Genomic DNA, 21341 nt, shown 5'->3' with positions numbered 1-21341 from the left:
ATATGTCCTCTTCGGGAGAACCCAGATGAAATCTCTTAAGCTCACAGTCGCGGCGCTTGTCGCTTCCGCCGCATTCGCAGGCGTTGCCGTTGCGCGCGACCAGGTCCAGATCGCAGGCTCCTCCACCGTCCTTCCCTACGCCAAGATCGTTGCCGAGACGTTCGGCGAGACCTTCCCTGACTTCAAGACCCCGATCGTCGAATCCGGCGGCACGGGCGGCGGCCTCAAGGAATTCTGCAAGGGCGTCGGCCCGGACAGCATCGACATCGCCAATGCATCGCGTCCGATGAAGGCTGACGAAATCGAAGCCTGCAAGGCTGCTGGCGTAACCGAAGTCCAGGAAGTCAAGATCGGCTACGACGGCATCGTCTTCGCAACCGACGCCGGCAATGCCGACCTGAAGCTCGAGCCGAAGGACCTCTACCAGGCGCTCGCCGCTGAAGTCGTCGTCGACGGCAAGCTGGTTGCCAACCCCTACAAGAAGTGGTCGGAAATCAACAAGGACCTGCCGGACGCCGAAATCGCCGCCTACATCCCGGGCTCGAAGCACGGCACGCGCGAAGTCTTCGAAGAGAAGATCCTCGCTCACGGCTGCAAGGACTCGGGCGCCCAGGACGTCATCAAGGCTGCTATCGCCGACGCCAAGGAACAGCTTTCCAAGTGCGTAGCCGTTCGTAAGGACGGTCTGGCTGTCGACATCGACGGTGACTACACCGAAACGCTCGCCCGCATCGCTGCCAACAAGTCCGGTATCGGCGTGTTCGGCCTTTCCTTCTACGAAAACAATGCCGACAAGCTGAAGGTCGCCACCATCAGCGGCATCGTTCCGACCTCCGCATCGATCGCTTCCGGCGAATACCCGGTTTCGCGCCCGCTGTTCTTCTACGTCAAGAAGGCACATCTCGGCGTTATCCCGGGCCTGAAGGAATATGTCGAGTTCTTCACGAGCGAAGACATGATCGGCCCGGACTCCCCGCTGGTTGAATACGGCCTCGTCGCTGCTCCCGATGCAGAGCGCGAAGAAATCCGTAAGGCCTTCGTAGACGGCAAGATCATGTAATTGTCTCTGGCCGGCGCGTTCTTCGCGCCGGCCGCCCCTTTTGAGCGGTTTGCGCGCCCGGGGGCACTTCCAGCAAAGCCCGTCAGCAGCTTTGCGAAACACAAAATGACAGCGCAGATGATCTCGCCGGGAGAATTTCCTAAATGAGTATTTCCCTTCTCTTGCTCGTCGTCGCCGTCATCGGCGTGGCGGGCTATATGGTCGGTAGCTGGCGCGCCAATGCGCTTGCCGGCGGCAGGCTCTCAAACCTGCATTCGCGGCCAGGATATTACGGCTCTTTCGTTGCGATATGGGCCATGCTTCCGGCAATCGTCGTGCTGCTGGTCTGGATTATTGCCAGCCCGATTTACATCAGTTCGACCGTTCGCGCGGGCTTTCCCGAAGAGGTGAAGGCGACGTCGCAGGCCGAGCAGAACCTCGGCTACAACATGATCGGCGCCATTGCCCGCGGTATGGCGATGCTCTCGGCGGAAGAACGCGAAGCGCTGTTCAAGGACGGCACCACCGCCCGCAGCCTGCTCGCCACCAAGGGCGTGCCGCTTGCCGCCGACCCGGCGCCCTACATGCTGAAGTCCGCCGATGATCTCAGCCGCATGTCGCGGGCGAGCAGCACCTTCCTGTCGATCCTCGTCGTCCTGGCCGCGGCCGTCGGCGCGTTTTTCTCCTACCGCGCCATTGCACCGCGGTTCCGCGCCCGCAACCGGGTCGAAGGCGTCATGTTGGTCGGCCTCATCGCCGCCTCGTCGATCGCTATCCTGACGACGGTCGGCATCGTCGCCTCCATGGCAACGGAAGCCATCCACTTCTTCAACCGGGTGCCTGCCTGGGAGTTCTTCTTCGGCACGGTCTGGGATCCGCGTTTCGCCGCCGCCGGCTCGACGGACTCCTCCGGCCAGTTCGGCCTGATCCCGCTGCTTGCCGGTACGCTCTATATCGGCCTCGTCGCCATGCTGGTCGCCGTGCCGGTCGGGCTCTTCGCCGCGATCTACATGTCGGAATATGCTTCGCGTCACGTCCGCTCGGTTGCAAAGCCGCTGCTTGAAGTGCTGGCCGGCATCCCGACCATCGTCTACGGCTTCTTCGCCCTCGTGACCGTCGGTCCGTTCCTGCGCGACCTTTCCGAGCAGCTCAACGGCCTCGTCACCGGTGATTATTCCAACTTCATCCAGGCGCAGAGCGTTCTGACAGCCGGTTTCGTCATGGGTATCATGCTGATCCCCTACGTCTCCTCGCTGTCGGACGACATCATCACCGCCGTTCCGCGGGCCATGCGCGATGGTTCGCTCGGCCTGGGCGCCACCCGCTCGGAAACGATCAAGCGCGTCATCCTGCCGGCCGCACTGCCGGGCATCGTCGGCGCCCTGCTGATGACCGCCTCGCGCGCCGTCGGTGAAACGATGATCGTGGTCCTGGCCGCCGGCGTTGCCGCCCGCATCCAGCTCAACCCCTTCGAGCCGATGACGACCGTGACCGTCAAGATCGTCAGCCAGTTGACGGGCGACCTTGAATTCACCTCGCCTCAGACGCTGGTGGCATTCGCGCTGGGCATCACGCTGTTCTTCATCACGCTTTGCCTCAACATCTACGCCCTTTACATCGTGCGCAAATACCGGGAGCAGTACGAATGAGCCAGGTCTCCACGAGCCCTACTACGGCCGCCCTAGGTGCTGCCTCCAAGCCCGAACGCCGCGATATCGGCCTGCGCGGCCGCTATGCCGCCGAACGTCGCTTCCGCCTCTACGGCATGGCTGCGATTGCCTTCGGTCTGATCTTCCTGTTCCTGCTGCTGTTTTCGGTCGTCTCCAAGGGCTACACCGCATTCCAGCAGTCGATGATCACCATTCCGGTCGAGTTCTCCGAGCAGATCATCGACAAGGATAACGAGCGGGCCACCAATCCGCAGAAGCTGGTATCGGCCAACTATCCGGTCGTCGCCCGCAATGCGCTCGCCAAGGTGCTTCGTGTCGGCGAAGACGACCGTGCCGGCCTTCGCGCTGTCAACGGCATGATCTCGGACAGCGTCCGCACCCAGTTGCGCGATCTCGTCACCGCCGATCCGTCGATCATCGGCACCACGCAGACCGTGACCTTCCTTGCGCACGGCGACCTCGATTCCGCCTTCAAGGGCCAGATCGATCTGGCCGTCGCCGAGAACAACCGCAAGATCTCCGACAAGCAGATCGGCTGGATGAACCAGCTTGCCGAAAGCGGCGCGCTTTCCAAGCACTTCAACACCGGTATCTTCCTCAACGGCGCATCGAGCCGTCCGGAGGCCGCCGGCGTCGCCGTCGCTGCCGTCGGCTCGCTCTACATGATGCTGATCGTGCTGGTGCTGGCGCTGCCCATCGGCGTTGCGGCCTCGATCTATCTCGAAGAGTTCGCACCGAAGAACCGCTTCACCGACCTCATCGAAGTCAACATCAACAACCTCGCCGCCGTGCCGTCGATCGTCTACGGTCTGCTCGGTCTCGCCGTCTTCGTCAACTTTGCGGGCTTCCCGCGCTCGGCCTCCCTCGTCGGTGGCCTGGTGCTGACCCTCATGACGCTGCCGACGATCATCATCGCGACCCGTTCGGCACTGAAGGCCGTGCCGCCGTCCATCCGCTCGGCAGCGCTCGGCCTCGGCGCCTCGAAGATGCAGACCGTGTTCCACCACGTCCTGCCGCTTGCCATGCCCGGCATCCTGACCGGCACCATCATCGGTCTCGCCCACGCGCTTGGCGAAACCGCGCCGCTGCTGCTCATCGGCATGGTTGCCTTCGTCGCCGATATCCCGTCGACGCCGCTCGAACCCGCAACGGCGCTGCCGGTGCAGATCTACATGTGGGCGAATGAGGCGGAGCGCGCCTTCGTGGAGCGCACATCGGGTGCTATCATCCTCCTCCTCGTCTTCCTCATCCTCATGAATGTTGGCGCCATCCTGTTGCGCCGCCGCTTCGAGCGGCGTTGGTAGAAGGACCAAACAGATGAACATGATGTCAGAAGCAGCAGTCGAGAAAGCGCTGGACAAGAAAATGAACGACATTTCCTACAAGATGATCGGCAAGGACGTTTCGGTCTATTACGGCGACAAGCGCGCCCTCTATGACGTGAACCTCAATGTCCGCCAGAACACCGTGACGGCGCTCATCGGCCCGTCGGGCTGCGGCAAGTCGACGTTCCTGCGCACACTGAACCGCATGAACGACACTATCGAAGGCTGCCGCGTTACCGGCCGCATCACGCTCGACACAGACGATATCTACGATCCGAACATCGACGTCGTCGAACTGCGCGCCCGCGTCGGCATGGTCTTCCAGAAGCCGAACCCGTTCCCGAAGTCGATCTACGAGAACGTCGCCTACGGCCCGCGCATCCACGGCCTCGCCAAGGCGAAGGCCGACATGGACGCCATCGTCGAGTCCAGCCTGCAGAAGGCCGGCCTGTGGAACGAGGTGAAGGACCGCCTGCTCGAAGGCGGAACCGGCCTCTCCGGCGGTCAGCAGCAGCGCCTGTGCATCGCCCGCGCTGTCGCCGTCAGCCCGGAAGTCATCCTGATGGACGAACCCTGCTCGGCGCTCGACCCGATCGCGACCGCAAAGGTCGAGGAACTGATCCACGAGCTGCGCGCCAACTTCACGATCGTCATCGTGACGCACTCGATGCAGCAGGCGGCCCGCGTTTCGCAGCGCACCGCCATGTTCCACCTCGGCAACCTCGTCGAGGAGAACGACACCGACAAGATGTTCACCAACCCGGATGACCAGCGCACGCAGGACTACATCATGGGCCGCTTCGGCTGACGCCATCGTCGCCGAACCCCCTGAAAATCCGAGCGCATTAAGGACACAACCATGTCATCGACCCATATTGTCTCGATTTATGACGAAGAACTGAAGTACCTCTCCCGCCGCATCTCCGAAATGGGTGGCACGGCCGAGCAGATGGTGGCGGACTCTGTCCGTGCGCTCGTCACCACCGATGGTGCGCTGGCGCAGAAGGTGATCTCGGAAGACGTCATCCTCGACACCGCCGAGCGCCAGATCAACGAGAAGGCGATCGTCACGATCGCCAAGCGCCAGCCGGTGGCTGCGGACCTGCGCGAAATCATGGGCGCGATCCGTATCGCGGCCGAACTGGAGCGCGTCGGCGACCTCGGCAAGAACACTGCCAAGCGCGTCATCGCCGTGCAGAGCTCGGGTATGCCCCGCAAGCTTACCCGCGGCCTGGAGCACCTCGCCGAACTGACGCTGATCCAGCTCAAGGAAGTGCTCGACGTCTACGCCACCCGCTCGGTGGAGAAGGCCAAGGCCATCCGCGAGCGCGACGACGAGATCGACGCGATCTACACCTCGCTGTTCCGCGAACTCCTCACCTACATGATGGAAGATCCGCGCAACATCACGCCCTGCACCCATCTCCTGTTCTGCGCCAAGAACATCGAGCGCATCGGCGACCATGCGACCAACATCGCGGAAACCATCTACTACATGGCGACCGGCTCGCAGCCCGAAGGCGAACGCCCGAAGGACGACACCTCGACGTCAGTGGTCACTGCCGACGTCACTGAAGCCTCCGAGTAAGGAGTTTTGCCTCCATGGTGCCCAGAATCGCCGTCGTGGAAGACGAGGAGGCGTTGAGCGTCCTCCTGCGCTACAACCTCGAAGCCGAAGGTTTCGAGGTCGATACGATCCTCTCCGGTGACGAGGCCGAAGTGCGCTTGCAGGAGCGCATGCCGGACCTCCTCATCCTCGACTGGATGCTGCCGGGCGTTTCGGGCATCGAACTGTGCCGGCGGCTGCGCCAGCGGCCGGAGACCGAACGCCTGCCGATCATCATGCTGACGGCACGCGGCGAAGAGAGCGAGCGCGTGCGCGGGCTCGCCACCGGCGCCGACGACTATGTCGTCAAGCCGTTCTCGACGCCCGAACTCGTCGCCCGCGTGCGCGCCATGCTGCGCCGCGCCCGGCCGGAAGTCGTCTCGACGGTGCTGCGCTGCGGCGATATCGAGCTCGACCGCGAGACGCATCGCGTGCACCGCCGCACCCGCGAAGTCCGCCTCGGCCCGACGGAATTCCGCCTGCTGGAATTCCTGATGACCTCGCCCGGCCGCGTCTTCTCGCGCTCGCAGCTTCTCGATGGCGTCTGGGGCCACGACATCTATGTCGACGAACGCACGGTCGACGTGCATGTCGGCCGCCTGCGCAAGGCGCTCAACTTCGCCAACATGCAGGACGTCATCCGCACGGTGCGCGGCGCAGGCTATTCGCTGGAAGCCTGAGCGACCCCTTTCCTCCCAAGGACGAAAATGGGCCCTTCGGGGCCTGTTTGCGTTTTGGAGTATGGTCCGGCCCTACATCACAAACGAAAACGGACCCTTTCGGGTCCGCATCGCATGTGCCGTCGTGGAAAAGATCACCGCATCCGGCGGCGCTCGGCCGAGGGCTGGTAGGCGAGGCGCTGGTGGTAGGTGCAGTAGGGCGAGTTGTCCGGGGACTCGTTGCCGCAGAAGTGGAAGTCGTCGTTCAGCGGGTCGCCGATCGGCCATTTGCAGGTGCGCTCGGTGAGCTGGGTCAGCTCGAGCCGGCGCGACATGGGCACGACCACGTTGTTGCCGTTGGACGGAACCGGAAGCTGCTCGCGCTGCGTCTCGAAATCCGTCTCGACCTCTTCCTTGGTGATGGTGTTGCCGGCCGGGCGCACCACGGAACGGGCCGTCACGGCGCGGGCCTGGAAGGTCGTCGCGGGGCGCGGGGCTGCCGGCACCGGGCGCTTGGGGCGCGACGCGCTCTGCGTGCCGCCGGCCTTGGCGCGGCCCGGCAGGTTAAGCCGGTGCACCTTGCCGATAACCGCGTTGCGGCTGACGCCGCCGAGCTGTGCCGCGATCTGGCTCGCGCTCAGGCCCTCGCTCCAGAGCTTCTTGAGTTTCTCGACCCGCTCGTCTGTCCAGTTCATCTCTCGTCTCCGCTCGGCGCTCGCAATGCGGGAATCCCTCATCGCGTTCCGGACGGGTCCGGAATTTGAACGCCCTAACTCTTTTGGTGACTAGTTCCGCCGCATGCAGTCTAGTAATTGGTCTTTAACCTAGAGTTTGGGGGACTCTGTGACAAGAGTCGCAGGAATCCGGGCGAATCGATTTCCGAGTTTTCCCCAACTTGCTGGCCGGGTGTGACTCGATAGCGACACCTTCCGCGCGTGGCGTGAATCCTCACCTTGCGGGAGGTTCAGCACTATTTCGGGGTGCGATTTGTTGACATCCCGGCCTGAAATGCCGATAGTGCCGCATGCCGCCGAAAGGCGGCTTTTGATTTTTCTGGAGCCTGGAAAAGTCAAGCCGCGTTCACGTTTTTCCGCATCTCTTTTTCGGAGGATCCGCGCCATGGCCGATGCCGCGCCGCTCTATGAAACCTATATGCGTGCACCGCTCCGGTTCACGCGCGGGGAGGGCGTCTGGCTGATCGCCGAGGATGGCGAGCGATATCTCGACTTCGCCGCCGGCGTCGCCGTCAATTCGCTGGGCCATGCGCATCCGCATCTCGTCGCCGCGCTGAAGGACCAGGCCGACAAGGTCTGGCACCTGTCGAACCTCTATGAGGTTCCGGGCCAGGAAAGCCTCGGCCGCCGCCTGACGGAGGCGACCTTCGCCGACAAGGTGTTCTTCACCAATTCGGGCGCCGAAGCGCTGGAATGCGCGATCAAGACCGCGCGCCGCTATCATTTCGCCAAGGGCCATCCCGGCAAGTTCCACATCATCACCTTCGAAGGCGCCTTCCACGGCCGCACGCTCGCGACGATCGCCGCCGGCGGCCAGGAAAAGTACCTCGAAGGGTTCGGCCCCAAGGCCCCCGGCTTCCTCCAGGTCCCCTTCGGCGACATCACCGCCGTCAAGGATGCGATCACCGAAGAGACGGCCGCGATCCTGATCGAGCCGGTGCAGGGCGAGGGCGGCATCCGCCCGGTGCCGAAGGAATTCATGCAGGAGCTGCGCCAGCTCTGCGACGAATACGGCCTGCTGCTGGTTCTCGACGAGGTACAGTCCGGCGTCGGCCGCACCGGGCGCCTGTTCGCCCATGAATGGTCGGGCGTCACGCCGGATATCATGGCGGTCGCCAAGGGCATCGGCGGCGGTTTCCCGCTCGGCGCCTGCCTTGCCACGAACGAAGCGGCTGCCGGCATGGTCGCCGGCACACATGGCTCGACCTATGGCGGCAACCCGCTCGCCATGGCGGTCGGCAATGCGGTGCTCGACGTCGTGCTGGAAGAGGGCTTCCTCGATCATGTGCGCGACGTGGCGCTCGTCTTCCGCCAGGGTCTCGCGGCATTGAAGGATCGCTTCCCCGAGATCATCGAGGATATCCGCGGCGAGGGCCTGATGCTCGGCATCAAGGCAAGGATACCGACCGCCGAACTGCTCAAGGCCGTGCGTGCGGAAAAGCTGCTCGCCGTGCCGGCGGGCGACAATGTGCTGCGGCTGTTGCCGCCGCTGACGGTGACCACCGAGGAGGCGCGCGAGGGGCTTGCGCGCATCGAGCGGGCTGCCGAAAAGCTCAGCGCCGCCAAGGCGGCCTGAGCACTGCCGCGCCGCGCGTCACTCGTGACGCGCAAAGGTCGCGGCAGCATCAAAGGACCGGACAGACAGGACACATCATGGCCAAGCATTTTCTCGACCTTTCCGCCGTTTCGGAAAGCGATCTCCGCGTCATCATGGACGATGCGCACACGCGCAAGGCCGCCAGCAAGGCCGGCACGGAGGCAAAGCCGCTCGCCGGCAAGATGCTCGCCATGATCTTCGAGAAGCCCTCGACCCGAACCCGCGTCTCCTTCGACGTCGGCATGCGCCAGCTCGGCGGCGAGACGCTGTTCCTGTCGGGCACGGAAATGCAGCTCGGCCGCGCCGAGACGATCGGTGATACGGCCAAGGTTCTATCGCGCTACGTCGATGCCATCATGATCCGCACCACCGACCATGCCCGCCTGCTGGAGCTTGCCGAACACGCCACCGTGCCGGTCATCAATGCGCTGACGGACCTGACGCATCCCTGCCAGATCATGGCCGACATCATGACCTTCGAGGAGCATCGCGGCTCGACGAAGGGCAAGACCTTCGCCTGGACAGGCGACGGCAACAACGTGCTGCATTCCTTCGTCGAGGGTTCGGCCCGCTTCGGCTATACGATGAAGATGGCCGTGCCGATGGGCTCCGAGCCGGACGACAAGATCCTGAACTGGGCACGCGACAATGGCGGCAACATCCTGCTCGGCCATGATCCGGACGCCATCGTCGAGGGCGTCGACCTCATCGTCACCGACACCTGGGTCTCGATGAATCAGGAACACCGCGCCCGCGGCCACAACATCTTCCAGCCCTACCAGGTGAACAAGCAGCTTATGGCGCGGGCAAACGAGAACGCCCTCTTCATGCACTGCCTGCCGGCGCATCGCGGCGAGGAGGTCACCGACGAGGTGATCGACGGCCCGCAGTCGGTGGTCTTCGACGAGGCGGAAAACCGTCTTCATGCGCAGAAATCGATCCTTGCCTGGTGCCTTGGCGCCGTCTGACGCCATCTTGAAAAATACCGCGCGCGGCACGATCTAGGGGCCATCACGGAGCGCTGTAAGGCGCTCTCTCTGGCGCATGCCCGCTCTCTATGGAATTATCGGGCGGCAGGAGCGCGAAATCACGGTAGAACGCCGGTCTGACCGAAGCGGGGCCTCTGGCCCGGCGGCTTCCCGGCGTGCAAGGAGCAGGATGATGATGGCTGAGAATGCCCTGAAACTCGGAGAGCCCGGTTATGCTGGCGACGATCATGTCGTGCCGTTCCAGGTGGAGGGCCTCGACGTGCGCGGCCGCGCGGTCCAGCTCGGCCCCATGCTCGACGGCATTCTGGGCCGTCACAACTATCCGGCCCCCGTCGCGCGGCTGCTTGCCGAGGCGATTGCGCTGACCGTGCTGCTCGGCACCTCGCTGAAGTTCGAAGGCAAGCTGATCGTCCAGACCAAGGGCGACGGCCCCGTCGATCTGCTGGTCGCCGATTTCTCCGCGCCGGAGAATGTGCGCGCCTATGCCCGCTTCGACCAGGAAGCGCTCGATGCGGCGATTGCCGAGGGCCGGACCGAGCCGCACGAACTGCTCGGCAAGGGCATCCTCGCCTTCACCATCGATCAGGGCGCGCATACCCAGCGCTACCAGGGCATTGTGCCGCTCGATGGCCATACGCTGGAAGAGATCGCCGGCGTCTATTTCCGCCAGTCGGAACAAATCCCGACCAAGGTGCGCCTTGGTGTCGCCGAACTGTTCGATCGCGATGCGGATGGCAAGGTGCGTCACCGCTGGCGGGCCGGCGGCATGGTCGCGCAGTTCCTGCCGCAGGCGCCGGAGCGCATGCGCCAGCCCGATCTTCCGGGCGGCGACGGCGACGAGGCCGGCCACAAGATCGCCGACGACGACAACTGGGCGGAAGCCAAGGCGATGGTCGAGACGATCGACGCCGACGAGCTGACGGATCCGAATGTCGGCACCGAACGGCTGCTGTTCCGGCTCTTCCACGAGCGCGGCGTGCGTGTGTACCAGCCGCAGCAGGTCTTGGACCGCTGCTCCTGTTCGCGCGAGAAGCTGAAGGGCGTGCTCGCAGCGCTGAGCGCCGAGGAGATCGCCCACACGACGGACGACAAGGGTGAGATTGAGCTCACCTGCGAATTCTGCTCGACCACCTACCGCTTCGAGGCGGCGGAAGTTTTGCCGCAGTAGCAGTAGAAGAGCACGCGTACTCAGTTCAGGACGCGTGGCTGCCCTGGCGTATCCAGGGAGAAGGCGGGGATGGCGACGTCGAAGGCTTCGCCGTTCTCCGCTTCCATGCGGTAGCGGCCGAACATGATGCCGGACGGCGTTTCGAGCGGGCAGCCGGAGGAATATTCATAGGTATCGCCGGGGCGCAGCACCGGCTGCTCGCCAATGACGCCCGGACCGTTGACCTCGTCCACCTGGCCGTTCTGGTCGGTGATGTGCCAGTAGCGCGTCATCAGCCGGACGACGACATCGGAATGGTTCGCGATGACCACCCGGTAACCCCAGACATAGCGGCTGTCGTCAGGATCGGACTGATCGGCCAGGTAGTACGGCTCTACGGTCACTTCGATGTCGCGGGTAAGCGCACGATACATGGGCAAGCCTTGAACTGATTAGCTCCTGCTATTCTACAGGAATATGGTTTCGTCAAGGATAAGCAAAGAAAGCACCGGCCGCTTCGGCCGGTGCTTCCGCATTTGTCCGTTTCGTGGTGTCGAGGATCAGGCGTTGATCTTCGCAAGGGCGCGCGAAAAATCCTCGATCAGGTCTTCACTGTCCTCGATGCCGGCCGACAGGCGCACCGTGCCGGCGGAAATGCCGAGTTCGGCGCGCGCCTCGTCCGTCAGGTTCTTGTGCGTGGTCGTCGCCGGATGGGTGATCAGGCTTTTCGCATCGCCAAGATTGTTGGAGATCTTGATCACCTCGAGCGCATCCTGCAAAGCGAAGGCCGCTTCCTTGCCGCCCTTCAGCTCGAAGCAGACCAGCGTCGAGCCGCCCGTCATCTGCTTGGCGATGATATCGGCCTGCGGATGGTCCTTGCGGCCCGGATAGATGACCTGGGCGACCTTGTTGCTTTCGGCGAGGAAATCGGCGATGCGGCTGGCATTCTCCGTCTGCTGCTTGACGCGGAGCGGTAGCGTCTCGATGCCCTTCAGCAGCGTCCAGGCATTGAATGGCGACATGGCCGGGCCGGTGTGGCGGAAATAGTCGTGCAGGTTCTCGTCGATCCACGCCTTGTCCGACAGCACAACGCCGCCAAGGCAGCGGCCCTGGCCATCAATATGCTTGGTGGCGGAATAGACGACGACATGCGCGCCGAGTTCGAGCGGCTTCTGAAAGAGCGGCGTGGCGAACACGTTGTCGACGACGACCTTGGCGCCGACCTGGTTGGCGAGCTTAGCGACACCCGCGATGTCGATCACTTCCAGCGTCGGGTTGGTCGGGCTTTCGAGGAAGAACACCTTGGTGTTCTTCTGGATCGCCTTTTCCCAGTTGGCGAGGTCGCGGCCGTCGATCAGCGTGCATTCGATGCCGTATTTCGGCGCGAGCGTCTCGACCACCCAGCGGCAGGAACCGAACAGCGCACGGGCGGCAACGATATGGTCGCCGGCCTTCAGCTGGCAGAGGATCGCGGCGGAAACGGCGGCCATGCCGGAGGCGGTGGCGCGCGCATCCTCCGCACCTTCCAGCAGGCACATGCGCTTTTCGAACATGTCGTTGGTGGGGCTGCCGTAGCGGGCGTAGATGAAGCCGTCCGTCTCGCCCTTGAAGCGGGCCTCGGCGGCCGCGGACGTGTCATAGACGAACCCTTGCGTGAGGAAGATTGCCTCTGCGGTTTCGCCATGCTGGGAGCGGGTGGTTCCGCCGTGAACGAGTTGGGTGGCCGGGCGCCAGGACTTGCTCATGTGATCGTTGCCTTCAAACAAAAAAACCGGCCGCAAAAGCAGGCCGGTTTTGAACCCGGCCTTTTTAGCTACTTGTTTTACGTGGCTGCAAGCCGGCCGGCCAAATCACCACGGGATAACTTTGCTAATACTGCGCGCCCGCGCTTGCGTCAATTGCCGGCATTTGGTTTTGTGCGGCCTTCTGACGGGACTTTATGATGATGGGTGGCTCTGCGGTGCGCAGCACAGGTATTCTGGCGGACAACGCCATTCGTGGCTTGTTCGACGGCGGCCGGCTGAAAAGCGAGGCCCCGCTCGACGACGACCAGATCCAGCCGGCAAGCCTCGACCTGCGCCTCGGCGCACGCGCCTTCCGCGTGCGCGCCAGCTTCCTGCCGGGGCCGTCGCATCTCGTCGCCGACAAGCTCGACCGGCTGCAACTGCACGTCATCGACCTCTCGGTCGGCGCGGTGCTGGAGACCGGCTGCGTCTATATCGTGCCGCTGATGGAAAGCCTCGACCTGCCGGCCGAACTCGCGGCTTCCGCGAACCCGAAAAGCTCCACCGGCCGCCTCGATATCTTCACGCGCGTCATCACCGATCGCGCCCAGGAATTCGACAAGATCCCGGCCGGCTATTCCGGCCCGCTCTATCTCGAAATCTCGCCGCGCACCTTCCCGATCGTCGTGCGCCGAGGCTCGCGCCTGTCGCAGATCCGTTTTCGCAAGGGCAATGCCCTGCTCGGCGAAAGCGAACTGCTGGCGCTGCACGGCAGCGACACGCTGGTGGCGAGCGACACGCCGAACGTCTCCGGGGGCGGCATCGCACTGTCGATCGACCTCAAGGGCACCGGCCCGGATGGCCTCATCGGCTATCGCGGCAAGCACCACACCTCCGTCGTCGATGTCGACCGCAAGAACCAGCACGATATCTTCGATTTCTGGGAGCCGCTGTTCAGCCGCGGCCGCAACGAGCTGATCCTCGATCCGGACGAGTTCTACATCCTCGTCTCGCGCGAGGCCGTGCATGTCCCGCCGCTCTACGCCGCGGAGATGACGCCCTTCGACCCGCTCGTTGGCGAATTCCGCGTGCACTATGCCGGCTTCTTCGATCCCGGCTTCGGCCACGCGCCCGCCGGCGGCTCCGGCAGCCGCGCGGTCCTGGAGGTGCGCAGCCACGAAGTGCCCTTCATCCTGGAACACGGCCAGATCGTCGGCCGCCTCATCTACGAGCACATGCTCGACGCCCCCGAAGGCCTCTACGGCACCGGCCTTGGCTCCAACTACCAGGCGCAGGGCCTGAAACTCTCCAAACATTTTCGCGCGGGATAATTTTGTAAGTGCGGGGGCTCATGCCCGCCGAGGCGGGCTGATTGCCATACGCGCCGGCTGTTCATAGATGAGCCGGCGAAGCCCTAAGCCGGCTAAAGAATGAAGTCGCCTTTCGTGAGCGTGATCGCCGCGTCGAGCCGGATGGAAAAATCGGCCTTGCCGTCGCCGTTGACGTCGCCGAAGACAAGGGTGTCGCCGGCCTTGGTCTCATAGCGCAGCTCGCCCGCCTTTTTGTGGAAAGCCTGGGTGCCGATGAAGGCGAAGGCCTGGTCACCGGCGGTTTTCGTGCTCGCGTCGATGGTCTTCAGGTCGATCCTGTCGCCGTCCTTTGCGGAAAAATCGCCGATCGTGTCGCGCCCGGAAGCGGCAACGGTCGAATCCTTGATGGACTTGAAGACAAAGGTATCGGCGCCGGCACCTCCCTTCAGCCTGTCCGCACCTGCGCCACCCGTCAGCGTATCCTTGCCCGCGCCGCCATAGAGCCAATCGTTGCCGGCCCGGCCGTCGATCCTGTCATTGCCAGCCAGCGCATGGATCGTGTCCGCGAGCTTCGAGCCGCGCAACACATCCGCCTTCGCCGAAGGTTTTATATAGGCCGGATCGCCGTCATGGGTGCCGACCAGCCGGTCGAGATCCCGGTCGGGCGAGGCGAAGGGGATGAAACCGTCTTCCAGCACCATCTTGTTGAAGTCGGCGACCCGCTTGCTGCCATTGATGTAGTCGACGACGAAGACCGGTATGCCCTTGTCCAGAAAATCCCGCTTCAGGGTGGCGATGGTCTCCTCGTCCGGGCGCAGCGGATTGTTCTCGTCCGCATCGCCGCGAAAGTAGAGGTCCTCCACCGCAATGCCACCGATGGCATCGAGATAGGCCTTTTTGCGCGCGGTGTCGGAGCCCAGGTCGTCGAGAATCCATGCGCCGTTCTGCGGGATCACGAAGAAATCCGGGTTGCTCTCGCGCGCATGCGCGGTCAGGTCCACGATGAAATCCACCATGCGCTGCGCCGCCTGCTTGACGTTTGCCGGGTCGCCCGCCTGCTTGTCCTTCGCGGAAATCTCCGCGCCCCAGAAATAATAGCCGTCGACGATATCGAGATAGGCCGCGTCAAAACCTGCCTTGACGATGGCATCGACTTCGCCGGTCTTCTGGTCGTTGAAGATGATCTTCTGCCAGTCGGAATCCCAATACCGGACCTTGCGGCTCTCCGGCCAGTCGGGATTGACCGGGCCAAGCCAGTCCGGTGCCTCGCCGGTCAACCGTCCCATCGCCGTGCCGGTCGTCGTCCAGTCCTTGTCCCAATAGTCGCGGAAGTCCGAGGCTTCGCCGATCGAGGTATAGGAGATGACGACGGAGCGGCCGCCCATGCCGTCCTTCATGCGCGTGATCTCGTCTTGCGAAAATCGGCCCGCATCGGTTCCGTCCCGCGAAGCGTCGATTACCAGCAGGTCATGGGTGGCCGAGGCGAGCAGGGCCGGGTCGAGCGCATTGCCGTTCAGCCCTTGCAGCTCATAGCCCCAATTTTTGACCGAGACCGTCCCGGTTGAGGTGGCGAACTGGATCATAGGTTGCTTTGGCTCCGAACGAATCGATGAAATCCGGACGCCAATCTAGTATAGCCCACCGGGCATGTCGCGCGCTTGACACGCCGGGCGAACTGTTGAATGACTGCGCCGTCGCGCTGCCTTGCGGGTATGATGTAATGGTAGCCTGTCAGCTTCCCAAGCTGAACGCGCGGGTTCGATTCCCGCTACCCGCTCCAGCCGCCCGACATCCTCTTTCTTAGCCGGCTTCCACCTCGGTCTCCGTCTGCGCCGGGCGGTGGGTCGTCTTGTTCCAGAAGAACGGGTCGTTGCAGAGCTCCTTGACCGCGCGCCAGGCGGCAAATGACAGGAACAGCCAGTAGACCGGCGTCAGCGCCCAGCGCCAGCCTGCGGCCGCCTGTTCGCCGGGCGTCATTCCGCCTCGCCCGAGAGCGACGAAGACCGCGTAGCTGCCGAAGATGTTGACCATGTCGATGGTGAACATCGTGAGCTCGAACGGCCCGACCGTATAGGCGGACTTGAAGAACAGCGACCAGGTGATCATGCCGATATAGGCGATGATGAGCGGATGGGCGAGTGAGGAGAGGATGAGCCCGCCGATCAGCACCTGGAAGACGAAGCTTGGCCAGAGGCCCATGTCCTGCACCAGCCGCGAGGGCCGGCGCATCAGCACCAGCCAGGTTTGCAGCCAGCCTTTGAACCAGCGCGTGCGCTGGCCAAGCCAGGCATCCCGTCCGCTCGGCGCCTCTTCATAGGTCGGCCGGGTGATCGTGCCGCAGCGATAGCCGAGGCGGTAGAGGCGGAGCCCCAGGTCGGCATCCTCGGTGACATTGTAGGGATCCCACCCGCCCACCTGCTGAAGCACACGCGTGCGAAAATGGTTGGACGTGCCGCCGAGCGGCATGGGCAGGCGAGCAGCGGCAAGTCGTGGCAGCAGCACCCGAAAGAGCCCGGCATATTCGAGCGCGAAGAGGGCGCTCAACCAGCTCTCCCGCACATTGGTAATGACGAGCGGCGCTTGCAGACAGACGATCTCCCGAGGACCGCTCTCGAAGGTGCGCCACGCTTCCTCGAGCTGGAGCGGATCGATCCGATCCTCCGCGTCGTAGATCACCAGATATTCGCCGCGCGCGGCACCCAGCGCATAGGAGAGCGCCTTGGGCTTGGTGCGCGGCCGGCCGGGTGGCACTGCGACCACCTCATATTGCCGGCCGAGCGGCATGGCGGCCAGCGCGTCGAGCGTCTCCCGGTCGTCGGCCTCGCAGATCAGCTTGATGTCGAGGCAGGCGGCCGGCCATTCGATCTTGTTCAGGGTCTCGATGAGCTGCGGCACGACGGCCGCCTCCCGGTAGAGCGCGACGAAGACGGAATAGACCGGACGCGGTCGGGCAGGCGGACGGGCCAGAACTCGTCCTGCCTCCCGCTTTTTGGCGATAAGCGCCACGAGACGGACCAGGAAGGTGGCGAAGAAAAGCAGGGTCGTCGCGATGTGCAGGAGGATCAGCGCAAGCGTCGGCGCGGCGATGGCGAGCGAGAGCAGGAGCGCCAGCACGATGCCGGTGTAAAACCCTTGCCGCCCCCAGAGCGTGATGCGGGCGCTTGCCTCCGGCATCGTGGCGAAAAGCTGATCCACCGTGTCGCGCACCCGCCGGTTGCAGCCGGCCTGCCAGAGGGCGGCCCGCAAGGCCGAGGGTGTGGTCGCGGCCATCATCGTGCGCAGGGCCGGCGCATGGGCAAGCCGCTCGGTGAGATAGCCCAGCCGCTCGGCGCTCGGCACGATCGCCGTCGTCGGCGCGCGGGCGGGATGGCGAAGCCGCACGACGGTCGGTTCGACAAGTTGCGTGTCCACGCCGGGAAGGTCTTCGAGCTGAGCCGGGTCGATCCGGGTGAGAAAGGGAAGGTGCAGGATCTCGGCCAGCGCCTCGTAGTAGATCTCTTCCGACACCGCGCCGCTGGCCAGCAATTCCGATTCCAGCGTCGTGCCGTGCTGGCTGGCGCGCACCAGCATGGTGGAGATCAGCGTCTTCGACAGGCCGAGCCGGCGGAAGAGCCGGGCTTCCGTCATCAGGCGCGGCGGGATGTGTTCCTCGCAGGGTGGGCCGCATGGCCTCGGCATGATGCCGATTGCGGTGGCGAAAGCGATATCGTCAGGATATTCTGCCAGTCGCATGCAGCTATCGCTCCCGTTTATCGGCGGTACCCTTTTTTAACTCTAAGTTGATTGTAATGAGACATAGCGAAATTTCACCTCTCAAAATCTATGGGCTTCTTGCGCTTTGCCTGTTGATGGCGGTGATGACCCCGCGGGCCGCCGCGGCGCAGGAGCGCTCGGCGGTTGACCTGCCGATCCTGTTCGACACGCGCGAGCGCATCGCGCGGCCGGATCTCTCGGGCATCGTGCGTCTGCGGTTCCTCACCACGGTCGATTTTCCGCCGTTCAATTTCATCGACCAGACCGGCAAGCTTGCCGGCTTCCATGTCGATCTGGTGCGTGAGGTCTGCCGGGAACTGGCGCTGACGGAAAAATGCCAGATCCAGGCGGTAACCTTTCCGGAACTGGAAAAGGCGCTGGTCGATGGCAATGGCGAGGCAGTCGCCGCAGGCGTGGCCGTGACCGCCGATCTGCGCAAGCGGTTCCTCTTCTCCCGCCCCTTCATGCGCCTGCCGGCCCGCTTCGCCGTGACGAAGAAGACGCCGCCCGCAGGCGAGACGGCGGCGGCCCTGGATGGAAAGCGGGTGGGGGTCGTTGCGGCAAGCGCGCACGAGGCGATGGTGAAGGCGTTTTTCCCGCGCCTGAAAGCGGAGGTGTTTCCCGATCGCACGGCCCTGCTCGCAAGCCTCAAGGACGGCAAGGTCGACGCCGTCTTCGGCGACGGCATGCAACTCGCCTTCTGGACGAACGGCACGGAATCCGCCGGCTGCTGCCGCCTGTTTGATGGGCCTTACGTGTCGGAGCAGTTCCTCGGCGAAGGCCTGACGATCATGTTCCGCAAGGAGGACACGGCGATTGCCGGCGCCATCGACCATGCGCTTCTGGCGCTGTCGCGCAACGGCCGCCTGCAGGAAATCTACCTGCGCTATTTTCCGGTCAATCTCTACGGCGGCTAAAGGACCGGCGTCCTATTGGCTCGCCCAGATGATGCGGGCGATCCAGTCTACCTCGTCCATGTCGAAATTGCGGTTCGGGTGCTCGGGATTGAGCGAGACGAGCTCGATCGTGCGCGGGCTCTGGCGGTGCAGCACCTTGGCCATGACCTCGCCTTCGCGGGTCTTCACCACGACCCGGTCGCCGCGGCGCACCTGCGCGCCCGGCTCGACGATCAGCACGTCTCCGTCGCGGTAGAGCGGCATCATGCTGTCGCCCTGTACCTCCAGCGCATAAACGCCGGCCTTGCGTTCCGGCCCGGCGGGGAATTCGACCACGTCCCAGCCCTGACCGGCGGGAAAGCCGCCATCGTCGAAAAAGCCGCCGGCGCCCGCCTGCGCGAAGCCGAGCAGCGGAATGGTGCCGGTCTGTGGCGGAAAGGCGCCCTGCGGCAGCGCGATATCGCGCGTGACGTCTGAGATCGTGAAGAACTCGTCGATCGAGGCGCCGGTCGCGTCGAGCACCTTGGCGATCGATTCCGTCGACGGCCAGCGCTGGCGGCCGTCCACACCCTGTCGCTTCGATTTGTTGAAGGACGTGGGATCGAGCCCGGCGCGGCGGGCAAGGCCGGACGGGGAGAGCCGGTTGCGCTCGGCGAGGGCGTCGATTGCCGCCCAGATCCGGTCGTGGGAGAACATGTTGAGAAACCCTGCCAAGGCGGCGGACCGGCACGCGCCGGTCCGATTGCCCGGAAGCATAGCGAAGGACGTTTTCCGAGTAAAGAAAAAAGGATTATTTTCCTGTTTCATTTCCGGACGATTTTTCGGCCGCCCGCCGCCGAGCCACCACGCTTTCGCGCCAGATGGTGAAGATGCCGGCACCGACCACGATGGCCGAGCCGACGACCATGTTGAGGTTCAGCGTCTCGCCGAAGACGGTGACGCCGACGATCGCCGCCAGCACGACCTGGAGATAGGTGAGCGGCTGCACGGCCGCAGCATCGAGCAGATCGTAGGCGCGGATCAGGAAATAGTGGCTCGACATGCCGGTGATACAGACGATGCCCATCCAGAGCCAGTCGACGGGGGCAAGATTGGTCCAGTAGAACGGCCCGATCAGCGAGATCGCTACAGCGCCGGCGACGCCGATATAGAAGAAGCTGGTCGAGGCGCTGTCTTCGCGGCTGGCGAGGCGGGTCGCGATGACATAGATCGCGAACATCAGAGCCGCGAGGAGCGGCAGCAGGACGGTGGGTTCGAAGGCGACACTGCCTGGATTGACGATGATCAGCACGCCGCAAAGGCCGACGCCGATCGCCGTCCAGCGCCGCCAGCCCACGCGCTCGCCGAGCAGCGGCATCGAGAGCAGCGCCACGAAGATTGGCCCGGAGGCCAGGATCGCCTGCGAGCGGGCGAGGCCGACGGTCGTAAAGGCGGTGATAGTGATGACGATCTGGAATGCGAGGATGGCGCCCCGCATGATCTGCAAAACCGGCCGTTTCGTCGCCGCCGCCGCCCGTAGCCCGCCCGGGCTGCGCGCGCCGAGCACGATGGCGAAGGCAGCGAACGCCCAGAAGCGTATCATGGCGATGAAGACCGGCGGATAGACGCTGCCGAGATGTTTCGAGATGGAGTCCTGCAGGCTGAAAATCAGGATGGCGAGCAGGGTGAAGACATAGCCGAGTCGTTTGGAGTCCATGGTCCCGCGCATATACCCGTCACGCCCCGCTTGCACGCTGAAATTTGGCGCCCGGCGGACTTTTCGCGGCGGGTTGCGGGAGGTGCGCGGCAGGGTGGGAAAAATTTCCTTCAACCCGTGATTTTCAGCCACTTTCGCCGCAACGAACGGCGCGCTATCAAGGATTGCGCGGCTTCGTCGCGTTTTCGAGGTCCATCCCGTGCACAAGACCGTCACTTCCGGCATTTTGCTGACGTCCTTCGCCTATTTCCTGTTTTCCGTGCAGGATGCGTCGGTCAAATGGCTCGTCGCGGCGCTGCCTGTCTGGCAGATCCTTTTCGTGCGCAGCGTCACGATTTTCTCACTTTGTCTTGCCTGGGGCGGCCGGCCGCTTCTGCGCAGCGCGCGCTATTCGCCTGTGCTGAAGCCGCTCTTTTTGCGCAATCTGCTGCTTCTCGCTGCTTGGCTTTCCTACTACACCGCGGCACGCGACCTCGGGCTCGCCGAGCTGACGACGCTCTACTATGCCTCGCCCATCGTCATGACGATCCTCTCGGTGCCGATCCTCGGCGAGAAGGTCCCGGGCTATCGCTGGCTTGCGGTGGCGACCGGCTTTGTCGGCGTGGTCATCGCCTGCGGCGTGGCGGTCAAGGGCCTGGAACTGTCGCTGCCCGTCTATCTCGCCCTGCAGGCCGCCATCTTCTGGGCGATCGCGACGGTCCTGCTGCGCAAGACGGCGCTGCACGAGCGCACCCCGGTGCAGATGACCATATCGAGCGGCTTCTTCGTGTTCTACACGGCCCTCGCCATGCCCTTCGTCTGGCAGTCGGTCTCGGCGACCGATCTTGCGCTGATGGCGGGCACCGGCGTGGTGGCCGGTATCGGCCAGTTCGCGATGTTCGAGGGCATGCGCCGGGCGCCGGTTTCGGTGCTCGCCCCCTTCGAATATTCCTCGCTCGTCTGGGCCTTTGTGCTCGGTTATCTCATCTGGAGCGACGTGCCCGGCTCGAACGTTTTTGCCGGCGCCGTGCTGATCATTTCGGCCGGCATGATCATCATTGCCAGCGAACGCTTCGCCGCACGTTTCCGGGCGCGCGTTTGAGCTGTTAAGTCGCGAAACAACCAAAAGATTCCCCTTGTACTTGACGCTGGTCAGTTGCATGCAGGCCCTATAACGATATTGTCGCCGTCCTGTGGACGGCTTTAACCGGGGGGTG

19 protein-coding genes, 1 tRNA gene and 1 riboswitch are annotated in these 21341 nt (G+C 63.9%); of the genes, 13 read left to right on the top strand and 7 right to left on the bottom strand.

Annotated features, from left to right (window positions below; translation table 11 throughout):
- Nucleotides 1–25 precede the first annotated feature (25 nt).
- The 6 genes from AC1RWL_RS14670 (at nucleotide 26) to phoB (ending at nucleotide 6320) form a co-directional block, all read left to right on the top strand.
- Complete coding sequence (locus AC1RWL_RS14670) at nucleotides 26–1060, top strand: substrate-binding domain-containing protein (protein ID WP_493095116.1); 1035 nt, start codon at nucleotides 26–28, stop codon at nucleotides 1058–1060.
- Between the two features lie 143 nt (nucleotides 1061–1203).
- Nucleotides 1204–2688 carry a phosphate ABC transporter permease subunit PstC gene (pstC, locus tag AC1RWL_RS14665; RefSeq protein ID WP_435266631.1) on the top strand — a complete coding sequence of 495 codons (1485 nt, stop codon included), beginning with the start codon at nucleotides 1204–1206 and terminating at the stop codon, nucleotides 2686–2688.
- The gene (pstA, locus tag AC1RWL_RS14660) at nucleotides 2685–4013 is read left to right on the top strand and encodes a phosphate ABC transporter permease PstA (RefSeq protein ID WP_493095115.1); all 1329 of its coding nucleotides are present in this window, start codon (nucleotides 2685–2687) and stop codon (nucleotides 4011–4013) included. The genes pstC and pstA overlap by 4 nt, the downstream gene beginning before the upstream one ends.
- A gap of 13 nt (nucleotides 4014–4026) precedes the next feature.
- Nucleotides 4027–4842: a phosphate ABC transporter ATP-binding protein PstB gene (gene pstB / locus AC1RWL_RS14655; RefSeq protein WP_256117986.1), complete on the top strand. Its 816-nt coding sequence runs from the start codon at nucleotides 4027–4029 to the stop codon at nucleotides 4840–4842.
- A gap of 51 nt (nucleotides 4843–4893) precedes the next feature.
- Nucleotides 4894–5622: a phosphate signaling complex protein PhoU gene (gene phoU / locus AC1RWL_RS14650; protein WP_439614929.1), complete on the top strand. Its 729-nt coding sequence runs from the start codon at nucleotides 4894–4896 to the stop codon at nucleotides 5620–5622.
- A 14-nt stretch (nucleotides 5623–5636) separates the two neighbouring features.
- Nucleotides 5637–6320 (top strand): phosphate regulon transcriptional regulator PhoB, encoded by a 684-nt coding sequence (gene phoB / locus AC1RWL_RS14645; RefSeq protein ID WP_256117983.1) that lies wholly within the window; start codon nucleotides 5637–5639, stop codon nucleotides 6318–6320.
- A 134-nt stretch (nucleotides 6321–6454) separates the two neighbouring features.
- On the opposite strand, the gene AC1RWL_RS14640 is transcribed toward phoB, so the two are convergent.
- The gene (locus tag AC1RWL_RS14640) at nucleotides 6455–6994 is read right to left on the bottom strand and encodes a GcrA family cell cycle regulator (RefSeq protein ID WP_435266629.1); all 540 of its coding nucleotides are present in this window, start codon (nucleotides 6992–6994) and stop codon (nucleotides 6455–6457) included.
- A 424-nt stretch (nucleotides 6995–7418) separates the two neighbouring features.
- On the opposite strand from AC1RWL_RS14640, the gene AC1RWL_RS14635 reads away from it, so the two are divergent.
- From AC1RWL_RS14635 to AC1RWL_RS14625, 3 genes are all read left to right on the top strand, one after another.
- Nucleotides 7419–8609 carry an aspartate aminotransferase family protein gene (locus tag AC1RWL_RS14635; RefSeq protein ID WP_493095114.1) on the top strand — a complete coding sequence of 397 codons (1191 nt, stop codon included), beginning with the start codon at nucleotides 7419–7421 and terminating at the stop codon, nucleotides 8607–8609.
- Nucleotides 8610–8686: 77 nt separating this feature from the next.
- Nucleotides 8687–9598 carry an ornithine carbamoyltransferase gene (argF, locus tag AC1RWL_RS14630; protein WP_256117979.1) on the top strand — a complete coding sequence of 304 codons (912 nt, stop codon included), beginning with the start codon at nucleotides 8687–8689 and terminating at the stop codon, nucleotides 9596–9598.
- 196 nt (nucleotides 9599–9794) lie between these two features.
- Complete coding sequence (locus AC1RWL_RS14625; protein ID WP_435266626.1) at nucleotides 9795–10787, top strand: Hsp33 family molecular chaperone; 993 nt, start codon at nucleotides 9795–9797, stop codon at nucleotides 10785–10787.
- Between the two features lie 20 nt (nucleotides 10788–10807).
- Here AC1RWL_RS14625 and apaG read toward each other — a convergent pair whose 3' ends face one another.
- Both apaG and AC1RWL_RS14615 read right to left on the bottom strand, forming a co-directional pair.
- Entirely contained in the window at nucleotides 10808–11200 is a 393-nt protein-coding gene (gene apaG, locus AC1RWL_RS14620; RefSeq protein ID WP_256117977.1) for a Co2+/Mg2+ efflux protein ApaG, read from the bottom strand.
- A gap of 126 nt (nucleotides 11201–11326) precedes the next feature.
- Entirely contained in the window at nucleotides 11327–12511 is a 1185-nt protein-coding gene (locus AC1RWL_RS14615) for an O-succinylhomoserine sulfhydrylase (protein WP_439614932.1), read from the bottom strand.
- 43 nt (nucleotides 12512–12554) lie between these two features.
- Nucleotides 12555–12633: riboswitch (SAM riboswitch) on the bottom strand.
- A gap of 78 nt (nucleotides 12634–12711) precedes the next feature.
- Between AC1RWL_RS14615 and AC1RWL_RS14610 the strand changes: the two genes are divergently transcribed.
- Nucleotides 12712–13821, top strand: coding sequence for a 2'-deoxycytidine 5'-triphosphate deaminase (locus AC1RWL_RS14610; protein ID WP_493095310.1), 1110 nt, complete (start codon nucleotides 12712–12714; stop codon nucleotides 13819–13821).
- Nucleotides 13822–13913: 92 nt separating this feature from the next.
- On the opposite strand, the gene AC1RWL_RS14605 is transcribed toward AC1RWL_RS14610, so the two are convergent.
- Nucleotides 13914–15383 carry an MJ1477/TM1410 family putative glycoside hydrolase gene (locus AC1RWL_RS14605; protein WP_493095113.1) on the bottom strand — a complete coding sequence of 490 codons (1470 nt, stop codon included), beginning with the start codon at nucleotides 15381–15383 and terminating at the stop codon, nucleotides 13914–13916.
- 123 nt (nucleotides 15384–15506) lie between these two features.
- Here AC1RWL_RS14605 and AC1RWL_RS14600 point away from each other — a divergent pair.
- Nucleotides 15507–15580: transfer RNA gene (locus AC1RWL_RS14600), tRNA-Gly, on the top strand.
- A 20-nt stretch (nucleotides 15581–15600) separates the two neighbouring features.
- Here AC1RWL_RS14600 and AC1RWL_RS14595 read toward each other — a convergent pair.
- Nucleotides 15601–17532, bottom strand: coding sequence for a glycosyltransferase family 2 protein (locus AC1RWL_RS14595; protein ID WP_493095112.1), 1932 nt, complete (start codon nucleotides 17530–17532; stop codon nucleotides 15601–15603).
- A gap of 56 nt (nucleotides 17533–17588) precedes the next feature.
- On the opposite strand from AC1RWL_RS14595, the gene AC1RWL_RS14590 reads away from it, so the two are divergent.
- The gene (locus tag AC1RWL_RS14590) at nucleotides 17589–18470 is read left to right on the top strand and encodes a transporter substrate-binding domain-containing protein (protein ID WP_493095111.1); all 882 of its coding nucleotides are present in this window, start codon (nucleotides 17589–17591) and stop codon (nucleotides 18468–18470) included.
- Between the two features lie 12 nt (nucleotides 18471–18482).
- Here the strand turns inward: AC1RWL_RS14590 and AC1RWL_RS14585 are convergent, their stop codons facing one another.
- Nucleotides 18483–19145 (bottom strand): S24 family peptidase, encoded by a 663-nt coding sequence (locus AC1RWL_RS14585; RefSeq protein WP_256117968.1) that lies wholly within the window; start codon nucleotides 19143–19145, stop codon nucleotides 18483–18485.
- A gap of 94 nt (nucleotides 19146–19239) precedes the next feature.
- On the bottom strand, nucleotides 19240–20145 hold the full coding sequence (locus AC1RWL_RS14580; protein ID WP_493095110.1) for a DMT family transporter: 906 nt from the start codon (nucleotides 20143–20145) through the stop codon (nucleotides 19240–19242).
- Nucleotides 20146–20344: 199 nt separating this feature from the next.
- Between AC1RWL_RS14580 and AC1RWL_RS14575 the strand changes: the two genes are divergently transcribed.
- Nucleotides 20345–21226, top strand: coding sequence for a DMT family transporter (locus tag AC1RWL_RS14575; protein WP_493095109.1), 882 nt, complete (start codon nucleotides 20345–20347; stop codon nucleotides 21224–21226).
- Nucleotides 21227–21341: the final 115 nt, after the last annotated feature.

The organism is Shinella sp. GW821-FHT10F02 (assembly GCF_058809275.1).
Note: the sequence above shows the minus strand (reverse complement) of the source record. Positions and strands in the feature narration are given on the sequence as shown.